The 12,532-nt window shown below is 41.4% G+C and carries 11 protein-coding genes; 8 read left to right on the forward strand and 3 right to left on the reverse strand.

Translation table 11 applies throughout. The features are described from left to right. Nucleotide 1 precedes the first annotated feature (1 nt). The 3 genes from CVS89_RS01610 (at nucleotide 2) to CVS89_RS01620 (ending at nucleotide 4,053) form a co-directional block, all read left to right on the forward strand. Nucleotides 2–904 (forward strand): DMT family transporter, encoded by a 903-nt coding sequence (locus CVS89_RS01610; protein WP_107848098.1) that lies wholly within the window; start codon nucleotides 2–4, stop codon nucleotides 902–904. Beyond that, nucleotides 882–1,304 carry a Sua5 YciO YrdC YwlC family protein gene (locus CVS89_RS01615; protein ID WP_107848099.1) on the forward strand — a complete coding sequence of 141 codons (423 nt, stop codon included), beginning with the start codon at nucleotides 882–884 and terminating at the stop codon, nucleotides 1,302–1,304. Before CVS89_RS01610 ends, CVS89_RS01615 begins: the two co-directional genes overlap by 23 nt. Nucleotides 1,305–1,464: 160 nt before the next feature. After that, entirely contained in the window at nucleotides 1,465–4,053 is a 2,589-nt protein-coding gene (locus CVS89_RS01620) for a retention module-containing protein (protein ID WP_107848100.1), read from the forward strand. Nucleotide 4,054: 1 nt separating this feature from the next. On the opposite strand, the gene CVS89_RS01625 is transcribed toward CVS89_RS01620, so the two are convergent. Next, nucleotides 4,055–4,555 (reverse strand): DNA-deoxyinosine glycosylase, encoded by a 501-nt coding sequence (locus CVS89_RS01625; RefSeq protein ID WP_196088150.1) that lies wholly within the window; start codon nucleotides 4,553–4,555, stop codon nucleotides 4,055–4,057. A gap of 81 nt (nucleotides 4,556–4,636) precedes the next feature. Here CVS89_RS01625 and CVS89_RS01630 point away from each other — a divergent pair, with 81 nt between their 5' ends. Beyond that, nucleotides 4,637–5,083 carry a hypothetical protein gene (locus tag CVS89_RS01630; RefSeq protein ID WP_107848102.1) on the forward strand — a complete coding sequence of 149 codons (447 nt, stop codon included), beginning with the start codon at nucleotides 4,637–4,639 and terminating at the stop codon, nucleotides 5,081–5,083. A 31-nt stretch (nucleotides 5,084–5,114) separates the two neighbouring features. Here the strand turns inward: CVS89_RS01630 and nifJ are convergent, their stop codons facing one another. After that, entirely contained in the window at nucleotides 5,115–8,666 is a 3,552-nt protein-coding gene (gene nifJ, locus CVS89_RS01635; protein WP_107848103.1) for a pyruvate:ferredoxin (flavodoxin) oxidoreductase, read from the reverse strand. A gap of 156 nt (nucleotides 8,667–8,822) precedes the next feature. On the opposite strand from nifJ, the gene CVS89_RS01640 reads away from it, so the two are divergent. The 4 genes from CVS89_RS01640 to fldA all read left to right on the forward strand — a co-directional run bounded on the left by CVS89_RS01640 (nucleotide 8,823) and on the right by fldA (nucleotide 11,657). Continuing rightward, nucleotides 8,823–9,989, forward strand: a complete 1,167-nt coding sequence (locus CVS89_RS01640) for a sugar transporter (protein WP_107848104.1) — start codon at nucleotides 8,823–8,825, stop codon at nucleotides 9,987–9,989. Between the two features lie 136 nt (nucleotides 9,990–10,125). Further along, nucleotides 10,126–10,437, forward strand: a complete 312-nt coding sequence (locus CVS89_RS01645; RefSeq protein ID WP_002939277.1) for a DUF2325 domain-containing protein — start codon at nucleotides 10,126–10,128, stop codon at nucleotides 10,435–10,437. A gap of 3 nt (nucleotides 10,438–10,440) precedes the next feature. Further along, nucleotides 10,441–11,154 (forward strand): UDP-N-acetylmuramate--alanine ligase, encoded by a 714-nt coding sequence (locus CVS89_RS01650; RefSeq protein WP_107848105.1) that lies wholly within the window; start codon nucleotides 10,441–10,443, stop codon nucleotides 11,152–11,154. 11 nt (nucleotides 11,155–11,165) lie between these two features. Continuing rightward, complete coding sequence (gene fldA / locus CVS89_RS01655; protein WP_103647379.1) at nucleotides 11,166–11,657, forward strand: flavodoxin FldA; 492 nt, start codon at nucleotides 11,166–11,168, stop codon at nucleotides 11,655–11,657. 68 nt (nucleotides 11,658–11,725) lie between these two features. Here fldA and CVS89_RS01660 read toward each other — a convergent pair whose 3' ends face one another. Then, nucleotides 11,726–12,478: an amino acid ABC transporter substrate-binding protein gene (locus CVS89_RS01660; protein WP_107848106.1), complete on the reverse strand. Its 753-nt coding sequence runs from the start codon at nucleotides 12,476–12,478 to the stop codon at nucleotides 11,726–11,728. Nucleotides 12,479–12,532 lie beyond the last annotated feature (54 nt).

The following is a 12,532-nucleotide window of genomic DNA, read 5'->3' on the forward strand; positions in this document are numbered from 1 at the left end:
AATGTCCAGCCATCAACTTGGAGTGCTTCTTACGCTAGTTGGTGGCGTGCTTTGGGGATTTAGCGGAGTTTGTGGGCAGTATCTCTTCTCGCAGGGCATTAGCGCTGATTTTTTAGTGCCTTATAGGCTCTTGCTAGCTGGCGCTTTTATCGTGCTCTATTACGCTTTTAAGGCTAAAAAGGCCGTTCTTTTGCCAGTTACTGACGTAAAACTGATGGCTGAGCTTCTCACATACGCCCTGCTTGGACTTATGATGACGCAGTATGCTTACTTTTACTCGATCGAGCTCTCAAACGCCGCAGTTGCGACCGTCATTCAATACACCGCTCCAGTTCTCATCCTAGCCATCATCTGCCTAAAAGAGAGGCGAGCGCCAAGACCGCTTGAAATTTTAGCCCTACTTTGCGCGATGCTTGGCGTCTTTTTTCTTGCTACGCACGCGCAAATTTCAGCCCTTGTCATCTCACCAGAAGCGCTATTTTGGTGCTTAGTAAGTGCTGTTTGTGTCTGCGTTTATAACCTAGCTCCCGCAAGGCTAAATGCCAAATACTCAGTCACGCTCACGCTTGGCTGGGGCATGGTGATAGGCGGCGTGGTGCTTTGCCTTTATATGAGAGTGTGGGAGTTTGCAGGGCTTAGTGGCACGGCGCAGTGGCTGGCATTTCTCGCCGTTATCACGCTTGGCACGATATTTGCATTTAGCTTTTATATGACTGGGGTTAAGCTCATAGGCGCCTCAAAGGCTAGCATGATAGCCTGCATAGAGCCACTAAGTGCCGCGTTTTTTGGCTACTTTTGGCTTGGGACGAAATTTGTCTTTTGGGACTTTTTAGGCTTTGCCCTCATCATATCATGCATATTTTTACTTTCAAAGAAGAGAGATGATATATCTAGCGCAAACTGACACGACAGCTGGCTTTTTAAGCAAAGACTACATGGAGATAAATCACGCCAAAATGCGAAGTGAAGGCAAACCTTGCCTTATCACGACGGCTAAATTTAGCGTTTTACGTGGGCTTGCTAGAGCGCCAAAAAAGTATAAAAATTTCATCCGCCGCTCGAGAAAAACGACATTTTTATATCCAAATTTAAAGGCGATTAGGGTCGTAAAAGGGTGCGAACATGAGAGATTCTTAAGCAAATTTGACTGGCTTTACTCAAGCAGCGCAAACAAAAATGGTATGAAATTTGACGAAGTTTGGGCTAGAAGCGTGGCTGATGAAGTTGTTGATGAACTATTTTTTGAAGATAGGCCATCAAAAATTTATAAAATTTCAAAGTCAAAACTAAAAAAGATCCGCTAAAAATTTTTAAACTTTTGAACAAAGATAATCTTATTACTCTTTTATAACTATAATACCCAATTTATCGTACTTTAGTACAATGTACAATCCCTTTCAAAACGATATAATTTTGCCATAGGAAACATATTGGTGTGTCAAAATTAGTAAAGGGGAAAATATCATGTCAAACGAGATCGCAGTAGTAAAAAGTATATCTGGTGAGGGTGCAAAAGCTATAAATAACTTGGGTGAGACAAGAGAACTTCACGTAGGAGATATAGTTTATAGTGGCGAAAAGATAGTGACTGATGATGCTAACTCTAAGATAACGATCGCTACAACTAATGGTAAAGAGGCAACCTTAATAGGCAAAGATAGCCTAAATTTGGATCAAAATTTATTTGGTACTGAAAACTCAGGTGGCAAAACTATAGCCAGTATAGATGACTTACAAAAGGCGATTTTAAGCGGTAAAGACCTAAACGCACTTGAAGAGACCGCAGCTGGTGGAAATGCTGGTGGAAATGCTAGTGGTGATGGGGTGAGTCTTGGTGAGGCTAGATTTGCCGAGGGCGGACACTACTCAAATATCAATGAAAATTTTAGAAATTTAAATGACTCTGGTAGAAATTTTGAAGCACCTATAAGCTCGGTTAGCGGTTATGCTGATGGAGCTACTGGTGCTGATGTGATAACACCTGTAGTGCCAGTATCTGTTGTCTCTATAAGAGCAGGGCAAGATGCAAGAGAAGAAAATGCATATAGTTTTGGCGATAGTAAATATCTTACTTTTGATTTTTCACTTAATTCAGCCCTAAGCGTTACGCCAACTACTTTAAATTTAAATTTTAGCGGTGTGAGAGGCAAAGATTATGATGACGGTTACTACTCTCTTGACGGTGGGCTAAACTGGTTTATGTTAACTAGTGATCAGATATATCTTAATGATCCAAATGATATTGCAAATTTGAAAGTCAGGTACCATGTCTTAAATGACTATGGACAAACTCCAGGATATCAAAACGAAGGCGAAATGGTAAAAGACTTAGGGGCGGATATCGCAGCTGGTATTAAAAATTTTGGAGATTATAGAAGAGAGGTTAGTCTAAGCATCACTAGCGATAATAGTGAAATTTTAACTACTAGCACGAAAAGCGGGATAATAGACGATGATAATAACTTTTTTATAGATCAAGATGTAGAAGGCATAAATTTAGATACAAAAACTGGCGATGAGACTCTGGTAGTTGCTGCAAAAGTTAAGGACTCATATATAAAAGAGGGCTATTACGGCGATAATAAGCTAACTCTTCAAGGCGCAACACTAGATAATACTTTTATAGAAACAGGTGAAAAAGATGATATCTTGATAAAAGACTCTGAGCTAAAAAATGGTTCACGGATAAATGCTGGTATAGGCGAAGATCATGTGGTGATAGATCATTCAAAGATCACTGATAGTGTTATAGATGTCGGAACTAGTGATCTGTACTCTGATCCACTCGGACTTAGTAAAGTACAAACGATAAATATAGTAAATAACTCACTTTTAACAAATGCTAGGATATATGGTCCTGGTATCTTTGGATCGATGTCCGGTCCTGGTCCAATTGAGTTAAATCTTGAAAAAGGATCAGATGCTGTGAATTTAACTGTAGATAGCGGCAGAAGTAAAGACATTATAAATATTCACTCTAATATTACCGCTACATCACTTGGGTATAGCAGTATGGCAACACAAGGTGGTGATGACATTATAAATATAGATAGTGGTGCAAAGATAGAAAATACAACAATATATGCACAAGTTGGTAATGACACTATAAATATCAATAATGCGACAATTAGCCATAGTTACATCAGCACAGATGGTCATGCTGGTATCTCTGCGATAGATAAAGACACTTTTAACCTTAGTGAAGTGACAATAAAAAATGGTGCAAAGCTTGAGGGTGGACTAGATACAGATACTTTTAATATAGAAAATATCACTGTGGATCAAAATGGGTATGGTGGTGACTCTTTTGCTCTTAACGGTGATAGTGGTAATGACATTTTCAATATAAGAGGCACTATCGATGGAAAATTTAACGATGCTAGGGTAGGGTATTTATCTGAAGTTATCTCTGGCGGAGATGGTGATGATACAGTAAATTTTGAAGGTGGCTCGGTTGTGAACTACTCTAAAATTTATGGAGAATGGAGTGGCTATATCGGCAATGATACGTTTAATATAAAAAGTGGTGCTACTTTAAATAACTCTATGATATGTGGTATGGATGGCAATGATACGTTTAATATAAAAAGTGGTGCTACGTTAAACGATACGCAAATTTATGGCGATGATTACAAAAATGAATGGGGTGCAACTGGCAACGATATCGTAAATGTGGAAAAAGGTGCAGTTTTAAATAATGTCTCTATCGATGGTGGAAGCGGTGAAGATACGTTGATAGTTCGAGAAAATAACATCGACTTTTCAAAGGTTAAAAATTTCGAAAAACTATCTCTTGGTGGAGATGTGCAAAGCGATGGTAGTATAGCGGATAGCGAGAGTGCAAATTTGAGACTAAGTGCTGCCAATGTTAAAGACATTTTGCGTGATACTGGAAAGACAGTATTAAAGATAGATGGCGATAGTAGCGACAGGCTTGAGCTTGATGGCTTTGATGAGCACTCAGCTGTAAGTGCTGGAGGCTACACGAAGTATGCAAGCCTTGATGGTACCATAAGCATAGAGATCAAAGACGAAGTTGTTTCAAGTTTCTGATCTATTCTAATTCCCTAACTATCATCGACCATTTTTTTGCAAGCTTTTCAAGGCTAAATTTAGCATTTGCAGGGCTGGTTGATGGTAGTTTTATCACCTCGTTTTTTGTTGCTTTTATGATCTCATCTTTTAAGTATTTTTTGCAAATTTCATAAGCTTTGCCGCCGTTTGCATAGACTTGCATGATATTTGCCTCTTTAAATATCGGCTTTAAATTTGCAGGCACAACGGCGGTCATTTTAGCGTCGCTTGAGCCCTCTATCTCGCATGATATCGCCGCGTCATATATCGCGATGTGATGAGAGAGTAGAAATTTTATCTTTTCATCCGTGCTTTCTGGCAGCGGAGCGTTTAAGACCCCAGCCAGCACTCGCCAAAAGCGGTTTTGCGGATTTGTATAGTAAAAGCCAAATTTACGAGAGATGACAGAGGGAAAAGAGCCTAGGATTAAAATTTTAGAGTTTTTATCAAAGATTGGCTTAAAAGGGTGCGTTTGGCTCATATTTTTGCCTTTTAAATTTATGAATAATTTTAGATAATGATATATAAAATTTGCTTTAGAAGTTAAATTTAAGGAGCTGCAGTGCCTTGGCGCAAGATGAGGTTTTTTGATAAGAGCTGGATAAGCGGTGATCTAGGCGATAATGAGTTTGAAAAGAGGATAGAGGATTATAGCTCGTATATAAAGTCTTTTTATGGCGAGCTAAAGACGCTTGAGAGAGTTTTTGTAGATCTAAATTTTAGTGATGCAAAGATAGTATCTTTTGCCTTTATGAAAAGTGGCGCTAGGGTTAAATTTTACATCGGAGACTTGCAAAATGGCTACTACGAGCTAAGCGTCATTTTTAAAAATTTTCATATAGATGATAGCGCTCTTGGAGAGATCATAGCCAGTGAAGTGGCTTTTGCGGAGAAGGAATTTTATTTTTCATATATGATGAGTGATCTTAAGGAGCGTCATTTTGCCTTTGACGAGATATGCAGTATTAAATTTAAAAAAATTTCAAGCAAGATGTATTCTAGCTGCTAGAGTAAATTTTAGGTGCAAAAGCACCTAAAATTTAATTGATTTCGTCGCTAAAGTCTGCTAGGCTTAGGCGTTTTAGCTGGCGGTAGCGTCTTTGTGCGTCAGCTTTGTTTTTAGCTAGTAACTCGTCTGCGTGCTCAGGGTTGGTCTTCTTAAGCGAGTTGTAGCGAACTTCGTTTAGCAAAAACTCTTCATAAAGCGACCAGTCAGGCTCTTTTGAGGTGATTTTGAGCGGATTTTGTCCCTCTTTTAAAAGGCGCGGATCGTATAGATATGTCGGCCAGTATCCGCATTTTGTGGCGAGCTCGCCTTGGCCGCCTGACTGCGATAAGCCGCCTTTGATGCCGTGAGCGATGCACGGAGAGTAGGCGATGATGAGACTTGGGCCATCATACGCTTCGGCCGCTGCGATCGCTTTTATCACGTTTGCTTGGCTCGCGTTTGAGTTGATCTGCGCTACGAAAATGTTACCGTAAGTCATCGCGATGTAGCCAAGGTCCTTTTTCTGAGCTGGCTTGCCACTAGCCGTAAATTGCGCTATCGAGCCTGCGCGGCTTGATTTTGAGCTTTGACCGCCAGTGTTTGAATAAACTTCGGTGTCAAGCACTAGCACATTTACGTTCTCACCGCTTGCTAGCACGTGGTCAAGTCCGCCAAAGCCGATGTCATACGCCCAGCCGTCGCCACCGATAATCCATTGCGACTTCTTGACGAGAAATTTCTTAAGCTCTAAAATTTCTTTAACGCCTGGTGCGCTTAAATTTTGCTCTAAAATAGGCAATAAATTTTTCGTGATCTCTTGCGTTTTTTCGCCGTCATTTTTGAAATTTATCCAGTCGTTGTAAAGCGCTGAAAGTGCGTTTGGCACGCTATCTATGTTATTTCTCATTATATCTTCGATGCGGTGGCGCATGGTCTCCATCGCTACGTTCATACCCATGCCAAACTCTGCGTTATCTTCAAATAGCGAATTTGCCCAAGCAACGCCCTTGCCTTCGTCATTTGTGGTGTATGGAGTAGATGGGGCTGAGCCGCCATATATCGAGCTACAACCAGTCGCGTTTGCCACGATCATGCGCTCGCCAAAGAGCCTTGTTATAAGCGTGATATACGGAGTTTCGCCACATCCCGGGCAAGCGCCGTGGAATTCAAAGAGCGGCTTAGCAAAGCCAACGCCTTTAACGCTCTCTTTGTTCATTAGATCGTCTTTGTAAGCGACCTTTTTAAATAGATAATCAGCGTTTTCTTGCTCGTTTTTGCCTAGCTCTTCTTCAAGCGGCACCATGACGAGCGATTTTTCTTTGCTTGGGCAGTTTTGCGCGCATAGCTCGCAGCCGGTGCAGTCTAGCGGGCTTACTTGGATTTTATATTTTAGTCCCTTGACCTCTTTGCCTTTGGCCTCTAGGTTGTGCTCTTTTACGCCATCTGGGGCTGCGCTAAGCTCGTTTTCGTCTATCAAAAATGGCCTGATGACAGCGTGTGGGCAGACAAATGCGCACTGGTTGCACTGGATGCAGTTTTGCTCGATCCATTTTGGCACCATGACGCCAACGCCGCGCTTCTCGTAAGCCGTCGTGCCAGCTTCAAAGTGGCCGTCTTCGTAGCCTATGAAAGCTGAGACTGGTAGGCTGTCACCGCGAGCCGCATTTATCGGTTTTACGACGTTTTCGATGAAGCTGTTGCCGATATATTTTTCATCTTTTTGTTCATCATCTGCTAAATTTGCCCACGCAGGATCGACTGGCACTTTTATGAGCCCATTTGCACCAACGTCGATAGCGTTGTAGTTCATCTGCACGATCGCCTCGCCTTTTTTAGCGTAGGCTTTGTGCGCGTACTCTTTCATATATTTTTGCGCATCTTCAAATGGTATGATGTTGGCAAGCTTGAAAAATGCCGACTGCATTATGGTGTTTGTGCGGTTTTTAAGGCCGATGTCGTGTGCTAGCTTTGTTGCGTTTATGATGTAGAAATTTATATTTTTGCTAGCTAAAATTTTCTTAACTTTATTTGGCAGTTTGGCGATCGTCTGCTCTGCGTCCCAGATAGAGTTTAGTAAAAATGTGCCGTTTTCTCTGATGCCGTCAATGACATCATAAATTTCAAGATATGCTGCGACTGAGCAGGCTACAAAGTGCGGGTTTGAGACGAGATAGGTCGAGCGGATCGGCTTTTTGCCAAAGCGAAGGTGCGAGCGCGTGTAACCGCCCGATTTTTTACTATCATAGGCAAAATATGCCTGCGCGTAAAGGTCGGTTTTATCGCCGATGATCTTTATCGAGTTTTTGTTTGCGCCCACGGTGCCATCAGCGCCAAGGCCGTAAAATAAGCACTCTTTAACGCTCTCGTCGCTTAGTGAAATTTTCTCTCCAGTTGGCAGCGACGTAAAGGTTACGTCATCGACGATACCCACCGTAAAGCCGTCTTTTGGCTCGCTTTGGTTTAAATTTTCAAATACAGCTAGCATTTGCGCAGGATCGACGTCCTTTGAGCTTAGGCCGTATCTGCCGCCAACTATGACTGGTGCGTCCTTTTGGCCGTAAAACGCTGCTTTTATATCAAGATATAGTGGCTCGCCAAGGCTGCCAGGCTCTTTTGTGCGGTCAAGGACGGCTATTTTTTTCACGCTCTTTGGCATCACGTCAAATAGGTACTTTATGCTAAATGGGCGGTACAAATGCACCTTGATAATGCCCACCTTTTCGCCTTTTGCGTTTAGATAGTCCACGACCTCTTCAAGAGTTTGCGTCACTGAGCCCATAGCCACGATGACGCGTGTCGCTTCCGGGTCGCCGTAGTAGTTAAACAGCTTGTAGTCACGGCCAGTGATCTTTGAAATTTCAGCTAGGTAGTTTGCTACGATATCTGGCACTGCGTCATAGAAGCGGTTGCTTAGCTCTCGTGTTTGAAAATATATATCGTCATTTTGCGCTGTGCCACGAGTTTTTGGGCTCTCTGGATTTAGTGCATTGTCTCTAAATTTCTGCAACGCTTCGCGGTCTAGCAGTCTATCAAAGTGCGCGTAGTCAAGCACCTCGACCTTTTGAATTTCATGGCTCGTTCTAAAGCCGTCAAAGAAGTGTAAAAATGGCACTCTGCCCTTAATCGCTGCTAAATGCGCCACGCCAGCGATATCCATCACCTCTTGCACTGAGCCGCTTGCTAGCATAGCAAAGCCAGTTTGACGACAGGCATAGATGTCTTGGTGGTCGCCAAATATTGAAAGAGCCTGCGCTGCTAGAGAGCGAGCTGAGACGTGGATGACGCCAGGGAGGAGCTGGCCTGCGATCTTATACATATTTGGGATTTTTAAAAGTAGGCCTTGAGAAGCTGTGTAGGTCGTAGTTAGCGCACCAACTTGTAGCGAGCCATGCACCGTGCCAGCTGCGCCGCCTTCGCTTTGCATTTCGACCACTTTTACTGGCATACCAAATAAATTTTTCTTGCCCTGCGCTGCCCAAAGGTCAGTGTAGTCAGCCATAGGCGAGCTAGGAGTGATAGGGTAAATTCCAGCTACTTCGGTAAATGCGTATGACGCGTAAGCTGCGGCCTCGTTTCCATCCATAGTTTTCATTATTTTTGACATATTTCCGCCTTAAAATTATCTTAAAAATGGCTTTATTATAAAAGAAAAATCCAAAATTTGTCATTAATCTCTATCATTAAAAAATTAAAATTTATAAATAACTAAGATGTAAGTCAAATTTTAATATTGTAAGAGCAAAGTAAAAAGGATGAAAATTTGATAAATATTCATAAAATAGCCTATCTAAGGGTTATCGCGCTAGCTTTTGCAGCTTTTATATTTAATACAACTGAGTTCGTGCCGGTGCCGCTTTTAAGCGATATAGCAAAGGATTTTGGCATGAGTACGGCTGATACGGGGCTCATCATCACGATATATGCGTGGAGTGTGACGATACTCTCGCTACCTTTTATGTTGCTAACTGCAAATTTAGAGCGAAGGTCGCTACTTTTAAAGGTTTTTATCATTTTTGTCGCTTCTCACGCACTTTGCGCAGTCGCTTGGAATTTTACTGTTTTAGTCATAGCTCGCGTGCTAATAGCCATCTCACACGCCATATTTTGGTCGATCACCGCCTCGCTTGCTGTTAGAGTTGCGCCTATCAATAAAAGCTCGCAAGCTCTAGGACTTTTAGCACTTGGCACATCGATGGCGATGATACTTGGCTTGCCACTTGGCAGGATTTTAGGCGATAGCTTGGGCTGGCGTGTCACATTTGGGCTTATAGGAATTTTTGCTGTGGGCGTTGGCGCTTGGCTATATAAAATTTTGCCACTTTTACCTAGCAAAAACTCAGGCTCGCTAAAGAGCTTACCTGGTCTTGCAAGAAATGGCTTTTTGATGGTGGTATTTTTGCTAACTGCTATCGTTATCAGCGCGCATTTTAGCACTTATAGCTACATTGAACCATTTGCTAAAGATATAAGCGGTTTTGATGGTAAATTTATAACTATATTTTTGCTTTTATTTGGCGTCGCTGGTATCGTAGCAAGCGCGCTTTTCTCTAAATTTTATAAGCTCATACCAAATGCCTTTACAGCTATCTCAATAGCGATCATTTTAGCCTGCTTGATTGCGCTAAATTTGATCGCTACAAATGAGACTTTTATGCTTGTGCTTGCCTTTATCTGGGGGCTTGGCATAGCTGGGATAAATATGAGCTTTCAGATAAAGGTGCTAAGCTTAGCCTCAAATGCCACGGACGCTGCGATGGCGATATACTCAGCTATTTACAATATCGGCATAGGAGCTGGCGCACTCATAGGACATCAGACGATAGTTCGCCTTGGAGAGCAAAATATCGGCAACGTTGGTAGCTTTTTTGCAGTGGTTGGGCTTGTCATCTTTTTCGTTGCGGCGGTTAAATTTAAAAAGGCTAATTAAATTTAGCCTTTTTAAAAAACCAAAAACGTTACAAATTTCTACAAATAAGTGATAATAAATATCATAACTAAGAATAATTTTAGCTAAGCTTTTTTATAATCGTTATCATAAAACGAATAAATTTTAGGAGCTTGTTATGTCAGTTTTAGTTATCGGAGCAGATGAGATCACGCCTATTAAGGCTGTTTTGCATGATTTGGGAGCTGAAAAGATAGAGCACTGGGACGCTAGAAACGAAAACCGCGTAAATCGCAAGCCGATCCCGCAAGATACCGAGTGCGTGGTGATGCTAACTAGCTTTTTAAACCACAACACGATGAAGACTATTAAAACTCAAGCAAAAAAGAGAAATATCCCTATCGTTTGTGCAAAAAGAAGCGTTAGTTGCGTATTTTGCGAGTATTGTAAGGTCTTTGGCCTAGATAAGGAATTTGGATGCAAAGAATAATCGATGAAGTTCGGGTTTTTATCAGATATTGGCGAAATAACTCCAAGTATTTTTGCAAAGCTTGACAAGCTTTCGCGTGCGAAAATTTTCATCGCACTTTATAATGTTGGCGTTGAAAGCGAGCTAAAGATCCCGCTTTCATACGCTAAATTTCTAAATTTCAAAGATATTTTTGAGGCTAGGATAAATTTCTTACTGCGTGATAAATTTTTAAATTTCAAACCAGTTGATAGCTTTTGCATACCTTCAAACGTCGTTATAAATGCTTATTTGAAAAATGATTTTAAAGGGTTGAAATTTGTAGCAAAAGAGCCAAAGATGGCAGCTGCAAAGATGATAAAGATGCTTTATAGAAGCGGAGAATTTGAGTTTTTCATTGACGCAGCGCAGATGTTTTGCCAGTTTGTTTATGATAAAATACGCCTCCGCCATCAGGACAAAGAGGTCGTGCTAAATGGCGGCGTCATCTCGGTCAAAAAAGATGGCAAAAATTTACTCAGCGTCATGCCAAGCTTTAAAAGGGTGAGCTTTGATGATATGAGAAATTTAAACGACGATATAGATAGGGCCGTTTGCGCGCTTGGTCGCGAGTGTGAGATGGTTTATATCGTTTGTCCTAGAAATGAGGAATTTAGGCGGCACGTTGAGGTTAGGCACTGCTTTGCAAGAGGGTGCATAAAGCTCGTGCCTTATACGATTATTAGTAAAATTTTTTAAAAAGGATAAAAATGATAGGTATAGTTTTTGGAAGCAGCATGGGAAATACCGAAGATGCAGCAAAACTTATAAGCGAGGGTTTGGGGCTTGAAAACGAGCTTTTAAACGTCTCTGATGTGGATGGGGCAAAGATAAATAGCTTTGATAAGCTCATCCTTGGCACATCGACCTGGGGTAGTGGCGACTTGCAAGACGACTGGGACGCGTTTGACTTTAAAGCGTTAAATTTAAGTGGCAAAACGGTCGCTGTTTTTGGCATGGGTGATAGCGAGAGCTACTCAGATGAGTACTGTAACGGCATGGCAAAGCTTTATGATGAGGTCGTAAAAGCTGGCGCAAAGGTAGTGGGCGAGGTTAGCACTGATGGCTATACATTTGATGGCTCTGATGCCGTAAGAAATGGTAAATTTGTGGGTCTAGCGCTTGATGCTGATAACCAAAGTGACAAGACAGAGGGTAGAATTTCAGCTTGGATCGAGCAGATAAAACCATATTTTGCGTAACAAATTTAGCTAGATCTTCTAGCTAAATTTAAACAAAACGCCAGCTAAAAAGTTGGCGTAAATTTTTACTATTTTGATACATCTATACCAAAATATTTTAGAGATATTTCTTTTAATTTTCCTTCTTTTGAAAGCTCGCCTAACGCTTTATTTATCTGTTCTTTAAGCTCGGTATTACCCTTTTGTATAGCAACTCCCGCGTAGTCTTTGTCAGTACCAGTTGTGGCTATCTTTACAGGGGCGTTCGGGCGTTCTTTTAAAAAGTCGTAAAATACTACATTTGTTCTTATAACTGTATCCACGCGACCTGCTATTAGCAATTCCATACTTTTTGCAAAGCTGTCAACTGTGACATTTTGAGCACCGTAGCTTGCTGCGACTTTTGCCCAGTTGCTTGTGGCGGAGTCGGCATTTTTCTTGCCTTTTAGATCGTTAAACGACTTTATAGAGTTGTTATCTTTTTCGACAATTATCGCGCCATATGTAACGGTGTATGGCTCTGAAAATTCATACTTTTTCTTTCTCTCGTCAGTGATACTCACTTGATTAAACACAGCATCTGCTTTGCCAGAGTCAAATGCAGCTAGCATCGCATCCCACGGCGCAGTTAGAAAGTCTATCTTTAAATTTAACTTCTTTGCTACAGCTTTTGCGATATCTACGTCATATCCGACAAGCTCATTTTTGTCGTTATAGTAGCTAAATGGCGCATATGTTCCCTCAGTAGCGACGGTCAAAACGCCAGGTTTTAGTGTGCTGGCATTTGCTAAAACTGCAAATGCACCTAAAATAAATGCAAATAATACCTTTTTAAATTTCATTTTTATTCTCCTTTTTTAGATTTTGCCCGAGTATTTAAACGAAATTTTGCTTAA

Origin of the sequence: Campylobacter concisus (assembly GCF_003048615.2) — a bacterium.
Taxonomy (GTDB): Bacteria; Campylobacterota; Campylobacteria; order Campylobacterales; family Campylobacteraceae; genus Campylobacter_A; species Campylobacter_A concisus_C.

Coding starts and splice junctions, on each gene's coding strand:
- CVS89_RS01610 (WP_107848098.1), top strand. CDS start 2: ATGTCCAGCCATCAACTTGGAGTGCTTCTTACGCTAGTTGGTGGCGTG.
- CVS89_RS01615 (WP_107848099.1), top strand. CDS start 882: ATGATATATCTAGCGCAAACTGACACGACAGCTGGCTTTTTAAGCAAA.
- CVS89_RS01620 (WP_107848100.1), top strand. CDS start 1,465: ATGTCAAACGAGATCGCAGTAGTAAAAAGTATATCTGGTGAGGGTGCA.
- CVS89_RS01625 (WP_196088150.1), bottom strand. CDS start 4,555: ATGAGCCAAACGCACCCTTTTAAGCCAATCTTTGATAAAAACTCTAAA.
- nifJ (WP_107848103.1), bottom strand. CDS start 8,666: ATGTCAAAAATAATGAAAACTATGGATGGAAACGAGGCCGCAGCTTAC.
- CVS89_RS01645 (WP_002939277.1), top strand. CDS start 10,126: ATGTCAGTTTTAGTTATCGGAGCAGATGAGATCACGCCTATTAAGGCT.
- CVS89_RS01650 (WP_107848105.1), top strand. CDS start 10,441: ATGAAGTTCGGGTTTTTATCAGATATTGGCGAAATAACTCCAAGTATT.
- fldA (WP_103647379.1), top strand. CDS start 11,166: ATGATAGGTATAGTTTTTGGAAGCAGCATGGGAAATACCGAAGATGCA.
- CVS89_RS01660 (WP_107848106.1), bottom strand. CDS start 12,478: ATGAAATTTAAAAAGGTATTATTTGCATTTATTTTAGGTGCATTTGCA.